At 44.1% G+C, this 17,978-nt stretch carries 18 protein-coding genes and 1 tRNA gene; 12 read left to right on the top strand and 7 right to left on the bottom strand.

The window, feature by feature from the left end; all coding sequences use genetic code 11:
- Positions 1 to 120: 120 nt before the first annotated feature.
- The 5 genes from SIB79_RS05000 to SIB79_RS04980 all read left to right on the top strand — a co-directional run bounded on the left by SIB79_RS05000 (position 121) and on the right by SIB79_RS04980 (position 2,913).
- Entirely contained in the window at positions 121 to 756 is a 636-nt protein-coding gene (locus SIB79_RS05000) for a DUF3318 domain-containing protein (protein WP_063400572.1), read from the top strand.
- Positions 749 to 1,117, top strand: a complete 369-nt coding sequence (rsfS, locus tag SIB79_RS04995; protein WP_063404053.1) for a ribosome silencing factor — start codon at positions 749 to 751, stop codon at positions 1,115 to 1,117. The genes SIB79_RS05000 and rsfS overlap by 8 nt, the downstream gene beginning before the upstream one ends.
- Positions 1,118 to 1,275: 158 nt before the next feature.
- Entirely contained in the window at positions 1,276 to 2,253 is a 978-nt protein-coding gene (locus SIB79_RS04990) for an asparaginase (RefSeq protein ID WP_063404054.1), read from the top strand.
- Between the two features lie 48 nt (positions 2,254 to 2,301).
- A tRNA-Met gene (locus tag SIB79_RS04985) sits at positions 2,302 to 2,378 on the top strand.
- Positions 2,379 to 2,688: 310 nt separating this feature from the next.
- Positions 2,689 to 2,913: a hypothetical protein gene (locus SIB79_RS04980; RefSeq protein WP_063404055.1), complete on the top strand. Its 225-nt coding sequence runs from the start codon at positions 2,689 to 2,691 to the stop codon at positions 2,911 to 2,913.
- 47 nt (positions 2,914 to 2,960) lie between these two features.
- On the opposite strand, the gene SIB79_RS04975 is transcribed toward SIB79_RS04980, so the two are convergent.
- From SIB79_RS04975 to SIB79_RS04960, 4 genes are all read right to left on the bottom strand, one after another.
- Positions 2,961 to 3,416, bottom strand: coding sequence for a pyrimidine dimer DNA glycosylase/endonuclease V (locus SIB79_RS04975; RefSeq protein WP_063404145.1), 456 nt, complete (start codon positions 3,414 to 3,416; stop codon positions 2,961 to 2,963).
- Between the two features lie 1,045 nt (positions 3,417 to 4,461).
- Entirely contained in the window at positions 4,462 to 5,112 is a 651-nt protein-coding gene (locus SIB79_RS04970; protein WP_063404057.1) for a ParB-like protein, read from the bottom strand.
- Positions 5,113 to 5,475: 363 nt separating this feature from the next.
- Complete coding sequence (locus SIB79_RS04965; protein WP_063404058.1) at positions 5,476 to 5,931, bottom strand: hypothetical protein; 456 nt, start codon at positions 5,929 to 5,931, stop codon at positions 5,476 to 5,478.
- 620 nt (positions 5,932 to 6,551) lie between these two features.
- Positions 6,552 to 6,860 carry a hypothetical protein gene (locus SIB79_RS04960; RefSeq protein ID WP_063404059.1) on the bottom strand — a complete coding sequence of 103 codons (309 nt, stop codon included), beginning with the start codon at positions 6,858 to 6,860 and terminating at the stop codon, positions 6,552 to 6,554.
- 538 nt (positions 6,861 to 7,398) lie between these two features.
- On the opposite strand from SIB79_RS04960, the gene SIB79_RS04955 reads away from it, so the two are divergent.
- The 4 genes from SIB79_RS04955 to SIB79_RS04940 all read left to right on the top strand — a co-directional run bounded on the left by SIB79_RS04955 (position 7,399) and on the right by SIB79_RS04940 (position 12,733).
- On the top strand, positions 7,399 to 7,710 hold the full coding sequence (locus tag SIB79_RS04955) for a hypothetical protein (RefSeq protein WP_155724669.1): 312 nt from the start codon (positions 7,399 to 7,401) through the stop codon (positions 7,708 to 7,710).
- Positions 7,711 to 10,818: 3,108 nt separating this feature from the next.
- Positions 10,819 to 11,262 (top strand): CopD family protein, encoded by a 444-nt coding sequence (locus tag SIB79_RS04950; protein ID WP_063404062.1) that lies wholly within the window; start codon positions 10,819 to 10,821, stop codon positions 11,260 to 11,262.
- Between the two features lie 324 nt (positions 11,263 to 11,586).
- Complete coding sequence (locus SIB79_RS04945; protein ID WP_155724670.1) at positions 11,587 to 11,757, top strand: hypothetical protein; 171 nt, start codon at positions 11,587 to 11,589, stop codon at positions 11,755 to 11,757.
- A gap of 745 nt (positions 11,758 to 12,502) precedes the next feature.
- On the top strand, positions 12,503 to 12,733 hold the full coding sequence (locus tag SIB79_RS04940; RefSeq protein WP_236072672.1) for a photosystem I reaction centre subunit VI: 231 nt from the start codon (positions 12,503 to 12,505) through the stop codon (positions 12,731 to 12,733).
- Between the two features lie 485 nt (positions 12,734 to 13,218).
- On the opposite strand, the gene SIB79_RS04935 is transcribed toward SIB79_RS04940, so the two are convergent.
- Complete coding sequence (locus SIB79_RS04935) at positions 13,219 to 14,088, bottom strand: proton-conducting transporter membrane subunit (protein WP_413681158.1); 870 nt, start codon at positions 14,086 to 14,088, stop codon at positions 13,219 to 13,221.
- Between the two features lie 312 nt (positions 14,089 to 14,400).
- Complete coding sequence (locus SIB79_RS04930) at positions 14,401 to 14,619, bottom strand: hypothetical protein (RefSeq protein WP_063404064.1); 219 nt, start codon at positions 14,617 to 14,619, stop codon at positions 14,401 to 14,403.
- 218 nt (positions 14,620 to 14,837) lie between these two features.
- On the opposite strand from SIB79_RS04930, the gene SIB79_RS04925 reads away from it, so the two are divergent.
- From SIB79_RS04925 to SIB79_RS04915, 3 genes are all read left to right on the top strand, one after another.
- Positions 14,838 to 15,086 carry a hypothetical protein gene (locus SIB79_RS04925; protein ID WP_236066112.1) on the top strand — a complete coding sequence of 83 codons (249 nt, stop codon included), beginning with the start codon at positions 14,838 to 14,840 and terminating at the stop codon, positions 15,084 to 15,086.
- 643 nt (positions 15,087 to 15,729) lie between these two features.
- Entirely contained in the window at positions 15,730 to 15,885 is a 156-nt protein-coding gene (locus SIB79_RS04920; protein WP_196757635.1) for a hypothetical protein, read from the top strand.
- 538 nt (positions 15,886 to 16,423) lie between these two features.
- Positions 16,424 to 17,524, top strand: coding sequence for a metallophosphoesterase family protein (locus tag SIB79_RS04915; RefSeq protein ID WP_063404066.1), 1,101 nt, complete (start codon positions 16,424 to 16,426; stop codon positions 17,522 to 17,524).
- Positions 17,525 to 17,532: 8 nt separating this feature from the next.
- Here the strand turns inward: SIB79_RS04915 and SIB79_RS04910 are convergent, their stop codons facing one another.
- Positions 17,533 to 17,931, bottom strand: a complete 399-nt coding sequence (locus tag SIB79_RS04910; protein ID WP_063404147.1) for a DUF2721 domain-containing protein — start codon at positions 17,929 to 17,931, stop codon at positions 17,533 to 17,535.
- Between the last annotated feature and the right edge of the window lie 47 nt (positions 17,932 to 17,978).

The raw sequence follows: 17,978 nt of genomic DNA, 5'->3' as shown, positions 1-17,978 counted from the left end.
GGAATTTCGGGTGTTGGCCAAACGCGACTAGCTTCCCACGCAACGTCAGAGATAGCTCAGGAAAAACACCCAGGTGCCATGTTGTCGCTAGCTTGATGAGTACGGAGAGAGATCAAGACCATGAGCGAACTCCAGCGCCTTAAGGGGCAGCTGCCGCCAGAAATGCAGAGCTGGGTGTTCGTGGAGGCGGCAGCAGCGGTAGATCCACCGCTCATCACCCTCGAGGAAATCGGACGTGATGAGGTCGAGATCCAAATCGATCTCGAACAATGGGACAATTTCGCGCTCGACCATCGCAACTTGCTCTTTTGGCATGAAGTTGGTCGAGTCCAGAACGACACCATTCCTCGCGATGGCTGGGAAATGGCTGCTCTAGCCATCGGCCTCGGCGGTGCAATTGGTGAACTCTGGGTTCAAGACGGATTGTTGCTATTAATGGCCCTAGGTCTCTCGGGCTTCGCTGGATATCGGCTCTATTTAAAGAACAACTCTGAAAAGCGGCTTCAGGATGCAATCGCTGCCGATGAACGGGCTATCGATCTGGCCTGTCGTTTTAATTACAGCGTGCCGAATGCCTACAAGAGCCTTGGGGGAGCGCTAAAGGAACTTGTGGAACAAACCCGCAAAAAGAAGAAGCGAAGCTTCTATGAAGATCGATTGGAAGCCCTTAGAAAAAGTGCTGGAAAAGCTCGAGCAGAGATGGCTGAACAGGAAGGATCTCGCCAATCCGTAAGCAGTGAAAACGTCTATGGATAGTGAACAGCTAGCAGAAATGGCCGCTGAAGCCTGCGACGATCGCAAAGCTACAGACATTCAACTAATCCGAATCGATGAGGTCTCCAGCCTGGCGGACTGGATGGTGATTGCCGGAGGACTGTCTGAAGTCCAAGTACGAGCAATTGCTAAATCTGTGGAAGATCGCCTTGAGGTAGAAGCCGATCGATTGCCATTGAGAAGCGAAGGTCTTAATGAAGGGAAATGGGCTCTGCTCGATTACGGCGAATTAATCGTGCATGTTCTACAGCCAAGCGAACGAGGCTTTTACGACCTGGAAGCCTTCTGGAGTCATGGAAAGCATCACGGCTTCATCAGCTCGAATCTCTCTCAAGCATCCTGAGACTTAAAAAACACCACTTTGAATGAGTAGCAATTAACACCAACTCGAAGTTCCATTACTTGGTTATTTGGCACGAACCATGGTCTTCATCACAAGCTTCATCATCCAAGGGGGCGAGTCTCTGCCAGGCTCTCTGAAGCCCAAAAGTCTGCTTGAGCATGAATCTTCCAACCTGGTTCGGAAGCTCCCAGCGTTCGAGCACAACGCCTCTTGAAGTAAGCCTTAAGCGTGGCTCCAGCGTGGAGTCGATCCATCGCGTGCATGCTGTGGTTTGCGATGGGCGAGGGCGCGTCCTGATGCGAGCGGGTTGTGCAGACTTTGAAACCTTCATCCGTTCAGCTCTAAAGCCCTTTCAAGCACTGCCATTTTTGAGTAGTGGTGCAGCGGAGCAAATGAACTGTGGGGAAAAAGGATTAGCAATCTGCTGCGGATCCCATTCAGGGACACCCGCCCATGCCCGCGAAGCCTTCAGGTTGCTTTGGAATGCCGAGCTAGACCCAAGCCTGCTGCAATGCCCGATTCCAAAAGGAGGCACGAGCCCGCTAGAGCACAACTGCTCCGGGAAACATGCTGGCTTTCTTGCGACGAGCAAGAAAATGGGTTGGCCCCTTGATTCATACCTGCAAGGCAACCATCCTCTGCAAGTCGAAGTGAATCGACGCATAGCCGAACTGCTTGGGCTACCGGCCGACGAGCTCGTAGCTGCCAGGGATGACTGTGGAGCACCAACCCTTCGCCTACGGCTAGACCAAATCGCTCTGCTCTATGCCCATCTCGGGGCATCACGTCAGGCAGAAATGGAACAAGTTATTAGGGCAATGTTGGCCCATCCTGAACTCGTAGCAGGGGAAGGCCGATTTGACACTGAGCTCATGCAACGAGCTCATGGACAAATCGTGAGCAAGGGTGGAGCAGAAGGTGTCCAATGTCTGAGCCGCGTTGGTGAAGGGATGGGTGTGGCGATCAAAGTAGAAGACGGATCCAAACGAGCAAAACACGCTGTTGCGCTCCACCTACTTCGCCAACTTGATTGGCTCACCCCAACCGGCCTGCAAGAATTAGAGGAACAGGTGTTGCTCATTGCTCCAGGTGTGCAGCTGGAAGTGGCCGGCGCTCTTCGATACCAGGAAACCTAAACAAAGACCAGGTTGGACAAGCCTCAAAAGGTATGCTTTGAGGGTCACCGCGGGGTAGAGCAGTCTGGTAGCTCGTCGGGCTCATAACCCGAAGGTCGGGAGTTCAAATCTCCCCCCCGCCACCACTTAAAAGCCCCTCTCTGAGGGGTTTTTTAATGTCCTGGACTAGGAAGTTCTAAAACTGACAGGAACCAGCAAACTGTTGCTAAAAGGACAGGAAAAACCCCAATGATCACCGTAGGTCTTGTAGTTGCACCTACCAAAACAATCCGATCCCGGTACACTTAATTGAGGACAGACAGCCATAAAAAGGTTCACTTACGTCAACCTTTATGAGGACCTCCAGACATTGGCCACGAGCAACATCATTTCGTGATCGTTGTCACAACATAAGTCAAAAAAGTTTGGCTGAATAGGGGCAACCAAAGGAGAGCTATGAGCGTTGAGATGGGATCGGCGAACTGCCTGCATCTGATCGAATCAAAAAACCACATCGAAGCGGCAATGGTTGGTGTTGCTCACCTAGAAGACGCTGAGTCTCTAAGGCATCAATTACGTTGCATCCATCGCCAGCTGGAAGGCATGCATGAGATGGAAAGAATCCACGCTGCCACTAGGCTGCCTGTGGTTGAGGTGCTGAAGCCCAGACTCATACGCTGACACCAGGCAGCTCCCAGCATCGGGATCCGCGAATCAGCACCTATCTTCTAAAGCAAAAAACCAGACTCAGACGTATTCCCTGGTGAATCACCATCTTGTTTTTTTGTCCAGCGATACCAAGTGGGCTTTTGATTGATTTTTTCTTTGATTCTTTTTCTTATTAGCTCAATGTCTTTTGGATTAGGCTCCCAGTCTTTATAAAAGTCACTTGGCCACTGCTCTTTTTTGAATTGACGTTCTGGATCTGGACGCATACCTCTACTTTTCATTTCTTTTATCAGTTCTAAATATCTTTTATGCAAATACTTACCCTTGTTGTAGAAGAACTTAACGTGACCAATATTTAAGGTGAATTCTTTGGGTAGTTGTTCTTTGGTTCTCTGCCAGTTTTTTGACTTTAATGAGCGTTGGAGTGCGGAGCCAACCATAAAAATTTCTCTATATTCCGCAACTAAATGTTGATCAGATAATTCACTTGGCTTGACCAAGTTGATTCTTGTCATACAAAAGTTCTTATTTGAAAAGGGTTCATTTATTCGAGCTCTCTGAAACTTTGGCCTTAGAAGCATCTATGCTTGTCTTGCTGGTGGTGTCAGTCGACTCAGACGTCTTCTCTGGTGAAACACCGTCATGTTTGAGAGAGTGATCTCCAGAACACCCCATCGCGTGAACGGGAGTGCAAAGCAATAGAGCTGCAAATACGGTAGCTAGAGGATGGATCATTCTGTTGATTGTCAGTACCCCTTTTCTACTCAATCAATCACTGAACTGACGAAGAGCCCTCGAAGGGACTGTTGATTTCCATCGATCGACCATTGATCACTTCAATATGGCGATCCAGCTAACTGCGACGTAAAACATCATTGAACTGAGGAGCCAAAAACATCAGAATCAGATGGCCTCTACGTCTAGCCATAACATTCAGCTCTCGAGAAGGAGATCCATGGATCAGTACTTAGGTTCCAAAGCAAGAGCCACGAAATCGCTAAGGCGAGGAGAGGTGCCCCCCGGGCCAGATTGGGAAGGAGGATTTATCGTGGAAGTCAAGGAGTGATTGGCAGTTTAAAAGCTCTAGTAACTGGAAGGGAAAACAGCCATATTTAGCGAACTCACAACTCGAAGGTCGGGAGTTCAAACCTCCACCCCGCTACCACCAATTAAAAGCCAGGGGAGGAGGTTGATGTTGACCTGCAATTGAGATCGGAAATTAACAGGAGAGGACAAACTTGCCGAGTTTGCTGTATTTGCACCAACTTTTAGCATTAGTTGCAACACGGTCTGTTTTTGCGCTGAAGCCTAAAAAGTTTCTCAAATGTTCCACGGTGTTGGAGTTCATCAACGCACCCACTTGAAGTGGAGGCCGCAAGCGAAACGGAAGGAAGCGATCACCGACAGGTTCGATCAATTTGGATCAAAAGAATGCCCACTCGAAGTGCCAGAACGTCCTGATGGCGTTCAGGCAAACAGAAAACTGAGCCACTCAAGAAGCTGATGGTCTAGTCGAGCACTTCCGTCTTCTGCATGACTTTCGTCTGATGAAAGGTGAACTCACCCAATCCAGCCATCCAGGTGGGAGGCAGCATTGGAACGTACCAAACTGCGAGCAGCCGGCAATGCCGGTTCAAGGCACTTACTAGAAAAAGGCGGTAACGCGCGACTGCGCAGCCAGGTTCCCCAACGGAATTCGTGATATGGGATCAATGGTTCAGGGCGTATCAGCCCTTCACTTTTGAGCTTCCAAGCGAGGCTTCGGTAGGGGTCGTCCTCAAGCTTTAACAAGCTCTTAGGTAAACCCTGTGGCAATAGGGGGCCATGGCCTCGTCCGTTGTAGAGATACAACCAACCTCGGTCGGTCAAAAGCTGAAGGCTCTCTAAATCATCCTCAGTAGGACAATTTTCGATCAGATATCCGTAGGTGGTGGCGTCTTGGTCAAGATCCAATAATGCTCGCAGACGGTGATGACGATCAATCATCCACAGTGAACCTGAACCGTTCCCTACAAGGGGAACGGGCTTTCCCTTCAAATATTTTTTTTGATCATTAGGGCTTTTTCCACGGAAATCGAGCTGACGACTCTTCACTTCCGCCAAGCCCACGCACCACTGGGTGGGCTGGAGTTGAGCCACGGAAACCTCAAAAAGCTCAAAGCCTTCATCAGCACTGGGGATCCGCTTATAGCTGGGCAGATGAGAGGACAAGCACCTATGGCAGGTGCCATCATCCTGACAAAGCCCAAAAAAATGCCTCTGGACTTACTCAGCTAGGCAGGCCAGAACCTCTCAGAGTGAGTTAAAGAGATGAAAGTGACATAAGCATCTTGTGTTGGCACAAATGATTAGAAACGGTTTGTGGAATGATGCTTGGTACGGATTGATTGCCAATCCACTGCTACCTGGTCAATGCTTGTATTCGCCTCTAATCGTAGGAGTCTTATTTATTTTTAGCGGTGAAATTGAGCGTGTACAATAGACATACAGAATATTAAAAATGGTTAAAAAGTTCTTTCAGTTGAAAAGGCCACTATCCACAGAGAAGCCTATTTGTGAATTTTAAGATCAAGCCTAGAGCTCGAATGATTTTGCAAGAAGTCGAGCTTGCTTGACAAATTCTGCAATCTGGATTGAATCAACTGCTGCTCGCTGCCCATTACTCACTGCACGGTAATGATCGGCAACGGCCCAAGCAGTGGTATGAAGATCAAGCTGGAAGCGTGGAATCAGATGCAAATGCAAATGATGAGCTCCTTCTCCAAAAGCAATGGAATAAACCCTGTCACACTTGGTAAGCCGTTGTACAAGCCCACTACCAATTTGCATTGCCTTCCCCCAAGATGCTGCTTCATCGGGCTGGAAATCAATAGGTCCTGCCAAATGACGACGTGCATCGAGCAGTAGCCAACCAAGCAAAGGAGCTGGTGCTGGATGATGGCGAAAAACCCAATGAGTTGTGCGAACAATTTCATAGTTAAATTGATCACTAGCGCTGAGATGGTGTTCACAGACTCCACAATTCTTCATAAATAGAATCAAATACTATGTTTTAGATAAACAAGTTCAAATCGAAGGCGGATGAGATCAAACAAGCATGATTACAGTTGTTTATGCACTAAAGAAATTCCCAGCAGATTTAGACCTCCTGATAGTTCCTCAGCAATAGATCAGCACCTTTGTGGATCACATCCACAACATAACCATTCTGAACTGAACCATGGGCGTGATCACATCGGATGAGCATAGTGCTGAAGGTAGGGAGGGATAACTACCCCATAAAACTCTGAGGGTAGATGACTCTTGTCTACAACGCTGAGATCCACACAAACAAACAAGTCAGTAGAAAGCTGCCTTGCATCGATTAGGCCTGTGATTGGTCGCTAGATCAATGGGGTAAGAGCATGCTCAGACAGTCGAAAGGAGATTTCTAAGGCAATGATTTGGATTGGCAACGTCGCAGGAGGATCTCGACGCTGGCCAAAGATCGTTTAAACAAAGTTATAAAGTTGATCTCAGCTGAACAAAGTTGTGCGGGGGGTAATGAAGTTAGAGCCCTGGATGAGCAGCGATTGCCCAAACCAAAGGAGCAGCACCGGCAACGATTGCGCTCAGAAGTTGGGCAATGATAACAACGACCTGCTTAGAACTCATAACAGAGGCCTGGGGGTTCTGGGCAAATCAGGTTCACTGGGATCCGGGCACTCGCAGTTCTCGACTTCACCGCATCCAGAGCAATAAATCTCTGCGAAGAACTCCTCACTGTTGCTCGTTTCGATTTCGCCAATATTGGTATTGCCTATAGGTGGCGCAAAATCGAAGCCACTAAGCAACTCCCGAACAATCAGACGAAGTTCTTCAGGGTCCTCAGTAGTGTCAACCCGAGCCTGCGCTCCTTCTACTGCTAGAAGCCTCATTGCTGGAAGTTGCTCAGATCCTTCTGAAATTGGGATCCCCATTGCCTGAGGTTGAACTGGTAATCATTACTATTAATACAGACCTGTACAAGAACTTGTGTGGACTGTGAGCATCTGAACACTAGACACACCCGTCTGAAGACTTAATTAAGCAAGATCGCGGAGATGGGTCGCTATCAAGAAAAATTAGCTGAGATACAATAAGAAGATCGTTAGAACATGGCGAGGAGAACTAAAAAACTGGAGCTTTCGATTCGATTATATTAAATATATGCAAAAAATTATAGGCATAAAAAATTCAACCCAAAACTTTAATTACGCATTAGCCCAAACGCCTCAACGATGACTGAGAACCAATAAAAAGTTACTAATTCAACAGAATTCTCAGTCACCAATGGATAAACTTTGCTGCCTAGAGGGATAAGCAATTAGATTTCGAAATATATTGTTGATTTGAGCACACAAAATCAACAACTCAATGCGCTATGGACAGGGATTTGACAGTGTGGGCTATAATGCATAGATACTGTAACAATTGCCCTCTCCATGAGGGGGGTTGCATTTATCCATGGAAAGAATCATGACTGTAACCAAGTCCGGTCCAGCCAATAAAAACAGCATACGCAAAGTCCAGCTGATACCCAGAAGCTCGCATTCAGAGCAGGTGAGACTTGTGAATACAAGCCTTCCTGGCATAAAAGTAATCTCAAGGAAAGATCTATGGAACGACTTTAGGAATCGATTAAAAATAAACAATTATGAGATTGGATTACTGGCAAACGATCTAAATAAACTTGCTCAAAGAATTCAACCAGTGATTATCAATGCAATTGATACTGTAGAGGGCGTTATTAGAAGTTTCAGAAAAGCGCTTCATATGGACTCAAAATAGCAAAAGATTTTCTTGTTGCCAAGAACACAAGAGCTCTAATAGTTCAATATGCTACATCATTTCCTTAGGGAAATGTCAAATTTACTACTAACAACAGATTATCAACATAGGATCTATTAAAGGCAATCAAATAGATAGAGTAGGCCAATACATTAAATAGATTGATCCTAATCATTGCCATTGAAGTATAAAGGCACGATGCTCTATGATCCGGTAAAGTTAATCACATTAATCCATTTACAAGGCCAACTAAGTTAATTAATCATGACCTCAAGTTGATTTTTAAAAGGGATTAAATCAGCATAAGCAACAAAGCTCTGGAACTAGAGACTTCGGGAGATGCGAAGGTGCAACCCATGGAAATCAAGCACTAGTCATCAGTAAATGCAGCTTATACCATGAAAGAAAATCTGGAGAAAGATCTTTCATTTCTAATGCACATATCATCCTCTCAAAAACGTAAGCTTGTAAACATCTAACCATTTCGAAGATTTGGAGGCAAGTACATGATTGAAAGCACATATAAAGTCAATGTTAGAAGGATAACAATTGGTAAACAGGGAAACAGGGAAACAGGGAAACAAAGGACGGATTGACATCATGAATAGGAAGAAAAGAATGATAGATGTGCACATGAACTAGAAGCATAGGGATTGTCCTAGTAAGGACTTATGAAAAAAAGAAAGGAAATAATATTATTAATCACAAAAGCAATGAATCAGTCAAGATAGAAATTAAAATACAAATCTAGCAGAAATAAGGCCAGCTAACAGCACTGTTTAGCAGCTCTAATCAAATATAAAGTCAAGACAACAATTATTCGCTGGACAGTACGGTATAATTATAATAATTTGATTTTAATGATGGGTAAGACCAAGCAACATAAAAAACTCGTAAGGTTGGCTGAGAAAGCTGAGCTATGCGCGACACGAGAAGAAGCTCAAAAGCTCATACGCAAAGCTGAAAAGGCCCACGCAAAGCTGGAATCATAGAAGCTGTTGCTCTTGAGCTCTAGCAGAGATTCCAGAATTAAGTAAAATATCTCTAGTCAACAATCTGAAGTTAAATGGATTACCTGAGACTACGTAACGAAGCAATTTGATAACGGCGACAAAGAGTTCTCGACTAGGAAATTAATTTGAGAATGAAGCACAAGCAAACCATTGCTCTGCTAAGACCATAATAAAATCAAGTTGCTTCAGGGAGTCGGTCGGTGAATGGGTAGGTTAATCCTGGCAACTGTCTCAAGTATGACTCTGGGGAATGTCTGTTCAAGGTACATTTTCAAAACTATCGCGTCTGGGGGGATAAGTGCTATCACTAGCCTTGAATGTTGCTAGATATAGCAAAGAAACTATCAATGAAATTGCTGCTGCTGTTGCAATGAAATAAGCGAGCATCTGCATCAGATCAACGAATATAGGTAATGGGACGCTACATCCAAGCAACCGCAAGAATCTTCATTCCGTTGTCTTTCTCATTGATATTAGGCATTTGATCATCCAAAAGTAGATTTCAAACCACAATGATGATCAACGAGAGGCCACGAATGGCGCGAAAACTAACAAAAGGCAGCTCATAACAATATATACACAGTAAAACATTAGAGCATGAGCTTGTCTTTTCGAAATCAATTATGTAAATGAAAGTCGAGCAACCAGAATGAGATGTAAAAGCCGAAAATAGAGAACCTTATCTACAAATCATAAAGATAGGTTAATTCACCTGCTTGTAAAGAGCGTATAGAATAGGAAAACATATTAACTACAACGTTACAAGGAGTATCATAGACTTAATGGTCAGTTTTGAACAAAGTAACGCGTTAATGAACAGCTCAGTTCTTATAGACAACAGATACTGTCTTAACAGTAGCATGTATTGCTAGTATTTCAATCACAAGAAGAGTTTTTACCATGCAACTGAGAGAAAGTAAATTAACAACAATAATGGTAAATCATTAAACAGTAGAAAAGCTAAAGCCACTCAATTGAAAGAAAAATAAAACCATTTGACTATTTTCTGGAGAAAAAGGTTAAGGCCTATTCTTCTTGTAAAGCAAAGCATAACTTATAGATAAATTTGAATACTTACGAGGGATTTGTTCGTCAATTATCTACGATCAATTAGAATACCGTGCAATTGAGGTAACAGGGATACTATTCTACACATCTCGAGATTTTTAAAAGAACAATATTATTTTGTAGGGCCATTTATATGCACGAAAGGATTATTTGCACAATATCCAGACAAAACTAAAGAGCTACACAATATCGTCTACACTAGTGACATAGGCTAACCCTATCGGCTCAAAACAATCCAAGCTTAACAAGCATACAACCAAGCACCCAGAATTTCTAACTCAATCCAATGACAACTATTCACATTCTCGACAATTTAGAGCCTTTTCTTAACTCTGTTGGGCGTATCTACGAGGTAGGCGGCGGGATTATTACTGTTTTAGCGATCCTTTGGATTCTAAACTTCGTTGCAGGACTAATCCGTAACACCTATTCGGCTGGCTACTCATTGGGTAAATTTTACAGAGCATATATCCATCGCTATTTAAAGACTATCGTTGTCGCACTTCTATCTCTAATAACGAAGAAAATTTCCAATTCATCTGATTCTACAAAAGAAACAATCAAGGCGTAGCTTTGAATTAAGAAGAACGATAGGAAGCAAAGTGATTTAGCAAGAGCAGGAAGGGAGCAGAATAATTCACATACCATTAGTGATAATCTTAAGTCAGCAATACAAAATATTAACCACAAAGAAATGGAAAATGCTAATAAAAAGGCCTTTGCGGTAGTCAATTGGTGGACTAAAATAAATAAAACTAATGGAAAAAATAGTAACTTGAAGAAAGCAAGAATGACTCGCTTGAGAGTGTTTCATATAAATGCCATGGCTATCGACAAAGATAATCTATTAATTATAATATCTTTAATTCGAACAACTGGAAGCTTATTGTAATCAAAGAGTATCCAGATCTGGAAGAATAAACAAAACGAAAAAAGTAATATTGGATCAAAAGTAGACATTTGCTATAATCCCTGCAAGAATGATTTGTATTCAAGCCATTTTTGTTGGTTAGACACTCGGGCATCAATGTTGTTCTCAGTCCTGGTCATACTCCACATCCTTGCAGCTACGGTTTGGACTGGAGGACAGTTGATTTTAAATCTAAGGGTCCTGCCAGATGCTCTCAAAGAAAAAAGTGTGTCTCATGTCCGCTCATTTGAAAAGATGTTCGAGCCCTTAAGGGTGACATCACTAGCAATTCAAGTCATTAGTGGTCTCTGGTTAACATGGATCTATCTACCAGGAGGCCGAGGACTTTTTACATTTCAGACACCAATTACATCCCTACTAACAACAAAGTTGATCTTGTTGGCGATCGCTTTTGCATTGGCTCTGCATGCACAAATAAGACTCATTCCTAATCTCAACGACGACAATCTTATTGAATTATCTTGGCATATTCGTAGCATTACAACAGTATCGATTGCCTTTGTGATTGTCGGTGCAGGTATCAGATTAGGAGGATTCTGAGTTAACGAGAATCGTAAATAGTTTCGTATAACAGTTCTATTTGTTGGATATCTAATCAGACATTAAGACTAGATAGTGAGCTGGCTGAGTGTAGGGATAAGCGATTTGACATCCTACCTTCTGTTACAAGATCCTGGCTATCTCTGTAAAGGCATGTGTTGATAGAACTGACACAACCATTTGTCATGTCCAAATGGTACTGAATAAGTACCATTCCTTTCCAGCCCAAACATTCACCGTCGCCCATGAATCTATTGACATTCTTGAAAATCAATTACTAACCCAACAACTACAAAGTTAAAGCCCATTACCATATCCCTCCAGATGACTCAACAATTGCTAGATATGGAGCTTGCTGAGCTTTTCCCGTGGACAATTCATACCCGCTGGCTAGAAGGTCCTCCATGTATGTGTGAAGAGTGCCTGCAGGATCGCCGTCAAGCACGTCTTAGTGAATTTGGATGGGTTCGTCAACACCAACTATTCGACCGGTAAGCAAGGATTAGACTAAGCGCGTCAATCAATATTAATACTTATTAATGTAATGTATTTAGGCCCGCATTGATTCTTTGATTACACACTGAAAAAAACCACTTCGCACCCATTGATATTGCCTTAAGTTAGTTATGGCTATTTTCACCAATAGTATTTTTGCGCTTATGTCTAATGAAGAGAAAGAAGTAAATTGAGAATTCCAATCAATTAAAAATGCCTTGAGATAATGTCAAGGAGTTAATTATTTAAGGCATTAATTATTGATCGCTATCATTCATTCTAATAATATAGATCGAACCGAAGGCTAAGTATGTATGGGGTTTACGCCTCGGCCAAGACAAGTCAAACAAGTGTGATATGTAACAGGCGAAGACTTCAAATAGCCAACACCACCACAACGTATACAAACAGATGAACTCTTAATATGTGAAGCTTTGAGAAAGCGAGGGTCTGACATGTGGGAGGATTTTAGTGTTGTCTTCATTGTTCTTACCATGAAACAGGAGTGCAAGCACCTTGACATTGACTTGCTCACCATCACAGGCCAAACCCCTCTACACAAGCCCCAATCGGAATAATCTTCACCAATAGACTTGTATAAAACCTCAGCAGACAAGAGTCATTATTGCCTTAGACCCTAGGCAAAATCCTTTTTTTATTCGGTGCAAATAGTGATAACTTCGACTAATGTCAATATATTGCTGCTATGCATATAAAGTAAAAACCAGTAAACGCCATTAAGCTTATGCCTCAGATCCCATTACTATTGCCAAAAATCAACGACATGAAACTCCCGGCAAAAACTGCCCTAACAGCTGGAATTGCAACAGCTGTCATCATGATTCTGCCTTACATTATAAATCTGATGTTTACAGTGCTTCCTGGGTTCCTAGGAGCACTTACCAGCATTGTAACGCCTATTTTCACAGCAGCGGGGCTGGCCTGGTTCATCACCTACATCTGGACAAAGAGGTAAAAGAATATATCTCTAGGCAAGAATGGTTTCAAACAGTAATAAAATTGCAATAATGGTTTATTGGTTCATGAAATAGTTGCTCAGTATATATATTGAGCTTGTTTGTAAAAGCACGGCAGGCTCACTTGATAAAGCACTAGTTTTGATAATATTCATACAATTAGCGTTACAGTCTCAGTTATGAATAGTGCTGGCAAAGCATCTCCACGGACCCTATCGAACAAATGAAATAAGTAAACTCAGCTAATCTTTAGCTAATAAGCAAAGTAGAAAGGTGCGTAGTATTAAAACCAAGATTCGCAAATAGATGCACTATTCTAAGCCATAATATCATTAAGGTTATTAGCTGCAAATGCATTCGATAAAAGCATCGAGATTGCTACATCTACTTCTCTGTAACCTCGATCTTAAAGACTTGATCATCTTTCTTACGGATAACCTTAATCACTATCAATACTCTCTCCCTGCAAACTAAATATAATGACTCAAACAAATAAATTGGCCAAAACCGTTCCAGGCAAGGCCCTAGCTCCAGCAGCCAAAACTGGTTCAAGCCTGGCAACGACAAAAACACCTGCGGCAACTAAGGTTGTTGCATGAATGAGAGCCGAGACAGGAACGGGTGTTTTCAACACATCAGGCCGCCAGATATACAATGGAAACTCTATTAGTTTTGCAATTGGTCCCATAATAATAAGGAAGCAAAGGAGAAGAGTCGTTGGATTTGAAAGCTTACCGCTGATAATCGCTTCTTCGAGAAGGGGGCCACTTTCATCAAATCCAAAACTTCTGGTCACCCAGAACAAACCAAGACTACCAAGTAGAAAAGCAACGTCACCAACACGGTCTACCAGGAAAATCTTTTGGGTTGTTTTGGAAGAGCCATTGGTGTCGTACCAAAAACCAACTAGAAGGTATGAAGAGATCCCAACCAGCAGCCAAAAGACAAACATCTCTAATAGGTTTGGACTTAGGGCTAGACCTAATAAGGCACTAGTAAAAAAGCCTAGATAAGTAAAAAAACTCACATAGTTTTTTTTGCCCACCATATAAATATGTGCGGACAACATCAACAACATTCCTGCAGTGCTAATCAGTGCAAGCATCTCGGTACTAATGCCATCTACAACAAAACCAATCTGTAAATTGAGATCAGTTAAGCCTGGCAAGTCGAAGATCACCATACTGGCAGCAGTTCCAGCCCTTTGTTCCGCCAGAAGGGCGTAACTGAGTACAGCTGCTGCACCAACACAGCTAACTAACAGGAATGAAACCGGCTTACTCAACCGGTTCATGGTGAGCTTGAAACTGATCAACAAAAATCCTACAAAGCATGCACCTGCCAAAGGCAACACTGGAATTAACCAAGCGAGTTCTGAAGGTAAAGGCATTAGGTGAATTTAGTGAAGTTAGAATTTGCAAGTTCCTTTGTCAGGTCTTCAAGTCCAACCAAGCAAATTAAGCCGAAGACACCAAACATGGAAATTGGAGAATTTGATCCATCACTAATAGGACGAGTTTCCCTGTTGGTAGCAAAGCCTGAGCAAGCCGCCAAATAGATCCTTAGCGTTTGGACATGAGGCCATGACTATGAAAAGGCACGTCGACTGCATAAGGATTCAGTTAAGCCTGAAGGAAATCACCCGAATATCCAACAAGATTCTGAATCACAGTGAGTTAATCCAATCCAAAATACCCATCAAAAGCTGGTGAAACGAGGGTACCGTGCGATCCAGTATCAAGATCAGTACCACTAAAGCATTCAAAGCAAATACTGAGACAGAAACGGCTATGCCAAGCTTTTTCTCGCGTGGAGAGATCCGATCGTTGGCTTCTGAATTGTCCTTTGGCGTTGCATCCACCGCAATACTCAGATGATCTTTCAATGTCGATGCTAAAGCAGGGAACAGAAGCCGGCGGATAAATGTAGAGGCTATTCATCCTTTCTGTATGTCTTGAAATGGAAGGCCTATTAGCCGAAAATCAAGCCATATCAGCAAGCTGCCATAACAAGGAACAATTCAGAGCCCCTTAGGCAGCCGTTATCGGTGCAAAGAAAGCGGCATGAGATGGCAGGATGAGGACATGCGTAACTTTGCCGGCAATGATGATCAACAGAATGCGCGAAGCCATCGTGGATCAACTTCGTTCTTGCAGTACACCTGAGCAGCTTCTAGCGCTAGATGAGCAAATAAGAGTCGAGACCGATGCAGGCCCGCTTTATCGCTTGATCTGCAACTTCCTGCGAGATCGCACGGTTGCTCCCGTCGAAGCAGCGAGATGGCTTGACACCTTGATGGACCATCGAGAGAAGCAACTGGACGACTGTCTCAACCTCCACTGTCAGCTTTAAGAACAGGAACACTCTGCAGCAGTTCTTTAGGGGGATAAAGCCAACAGCAGAGCACAGTGCTGGTGCCCCCCAGCAAAACGATTTCAATGCAAAGGATTTAACGCATAGAGGCTCTCGAATGACGATTGCCGCGGCCATCAATGACTTCACTCTCCTCAAACCCGTTGAAATCGACGACAAGTCGCTCAACGCAAGAGTCGACTGAAGCAACCCAAGCCCAGAACAGCCCACAAGCTGGGTATATTTACTCAACAATCAAAGCTGAGACGCCAAAAGCGCTGGAACCAGCTTCAAGAAAATCATACCTGGTCAAGATTGGGGCATAGGTCGCAATAATCGCTATGGATAGGCCAATTTGATCTGATTTTTAGTGCTCTTACTCTCCATATCACTAGCGCACACAAAAGCCCTTATCCCTTACGCGATTAAAAGCGTTGAATCGCCATGTGATCAACAACCCTATCCAAAGAAAACAACAAGAAGCTGTTCAGACTTCACAGCCAGACCACTGAATGCCACTGACAGAAGGCTTGAGGAGAGATAGGGTTGTCCCAGACAAGACTACGATATTAATATTTTCTTAAGATACATTTGCGCAAATAAGCATAGACTTAAGAGCTATAGCTTCCCAAAAATCCTTTCTATGCGCCAATCTTTTTCTGGTACGACTGGTGCAGTACAGCCTTTGGCCACACCACGTATCCAATCAATCCGTGAAAAGATCAGCATACAGGAACTGGAGCTACGACTTACAAGACTTGGTTTAGCAACAACGACCCATACTCCAAACCCTAGCTAGCAACAAAGTCATCATCGAAATTTAGAAAAGAAAGACAAAAGATTAAAAGTTGATCACCCTAAAATGGATCTGCAGAGAATTATAATCTGCACAAGTCTAACAAAAATCATAAATTGCCAGCCACTCCACAGTCCTGGCAATAGTCTTTATCCTTCACTAAACAGTTTTTAAAAAAGACTCGATTGACAAGAAAGCCTCCAAGAAAACAGGCTCCAACAGTACGATAAATAACGAAACAAGTGACTATGCAACTACGAGCAATCCATTCATATGATTGGAGCAGGAGTGGAAATTAGGCACCGATAAGAGCTTCAATAACAAAAAATTCACCTCTAAGTCGAGCAAAGAAATCGTTGAAATATTATATTTATCTGTAGAGAAATCGCTTGCACCTCTCCACTAACTGGCCGATCGTGCTCGTCAGCGGGGCAATGTGGAGCAAAAGGGTTAACTAGAGAGAGAAGCGAAGGTTGAACGGCAAATACAAGCTTGCGCTATCAAGCCAGAATGACCAAACAACGGCCTGATCCTCAACGCTATGTCCCTTAACCGCCGAGACTTCCTAAGCCTTAGCGGAGCAGGAATGGCCAGCTTGTTTCTTCATAGGGCCCTTGCCGCAAACCTGGTCAGTGCTCCGTCAAAGTCTCTCTTGTCTGAGCTGCCAAGGGGAGATCAGCGAATCGCACTGATCAGCGACCTCAACTCAAGTTACGGATCAACCAGCTACGTGTCTCAAGTTCATCGTGGCCTTGAGCTTTTAATCAAACTGCAACCCGATCTTGTCCTTTGCGCAGGCGATATGGTTGCGGGACAGAAGCTCGGGCTCACTTCAAACCAGCTCGATGCAATGTGGTCTGCCTTTGATGAGCAGATACTGCAGCCCCTAAGAACTGTAGAAGAGTCTTTCGCTCCAACCATGGGCAACCATGATGCATCAAACAGCCGCACACATTCGCGATATGTGTTTGAGCTCGATCGTCTGCATGCTCAAAAGTTCTGGCGTACTCGCCAAGGATCACTTGGACTCACATTTGTTGATGCCCATCAATTCCCTTTCCGATACAGCATTCGTCATGGAGAAATCTTCTTGCTAGTTGTTGATGCCTCTTCGGCCAACATCTCAGCGGATGACTGGGCCTGGGCCGAGAGCCAGCTAGACGGATCAGGAGCTCGCCAGGCAAAGTTGCGAATGATGATGGGCCATCTGCCGCCTTATGCGATTTCAAAGGGACGCGATCGTGCAGGCGAAGTGCTACACGAACCAGAACGTCTGCAGAAACTGCTTCAGCGCAAAAATGTACATCTATACATTAGTGGCCACCATCACGCCTGGTATCCGAGCCATGTGGGTTCCGTCAATCTGCTTAGTCTCGGTTGCATGGGTAGTGGGCCCCGTCAAAGACTCAACGACAGAACCCCCCCACAACAGACCATCACCTTGCTCGACCTTTTCAGTCAACAGGGCGAACTTGTAGAGACCACTATTGAACTCGATGGCCTTCAAGTCTTACCAGAACAACTACTGCCCAGTTCATTACAACCAAGCGTTGGCCCAAGGCTTGACCTGCGCTCAACCAGAGTCAATCTCAACAACAAATCAACTGCCAACAAAAAAAGGCTTTCGTTAAAACATAATTAGAAAAAGGCTTAAAACCATCGTCTAACCTGAGTAGTGGCCAACTGCACCTCGCGTTGAAAGAGAAGGGCCGCTGCCATTAGGCATACCATCGCCATAACGAACAAAGGCACCACAAGTAAGGCAAGATCAAGTTGAGTGACCACACTGATAAAGACAACAGCTACAACCAGTGCAACCAATAGAATCGTGATGGTGAGAAGTTCAATCGCTTTCATCACCAACGCCATGCGCCTCTTCAATGCTTGTAACTCTGTTTTGCTCTCACGCTCGGATGAGACAGGTGTATCCCGGCTCTGGGTCAAAGCTTGAAGCGCACGAGAACGATCAATAATGCGAACCAATCGGCTATTGAGAACTACCAGCAAACCTCCAATACCTGCGAGCAAGAAAACTGGCGCAACAGACATCTGGATGGCCCTCGACAGGTTTTCAGCGGGTTGATGACCCACTTGTG

The sequence above is a fragment of the Prochlorococcus sp. MIT 1342 genome, from assembly GCF_047304495.1.
GTDB lineage: Bacteria > Cyanobacteriota > Cyanobacteriia > PCC-6307 > Cyanobiaceae > Prochlorococcus > Prochlorococcus marinus_D.
This window is presented reverse-complemented; position numbering and strand designations above follow the sequence as displayed.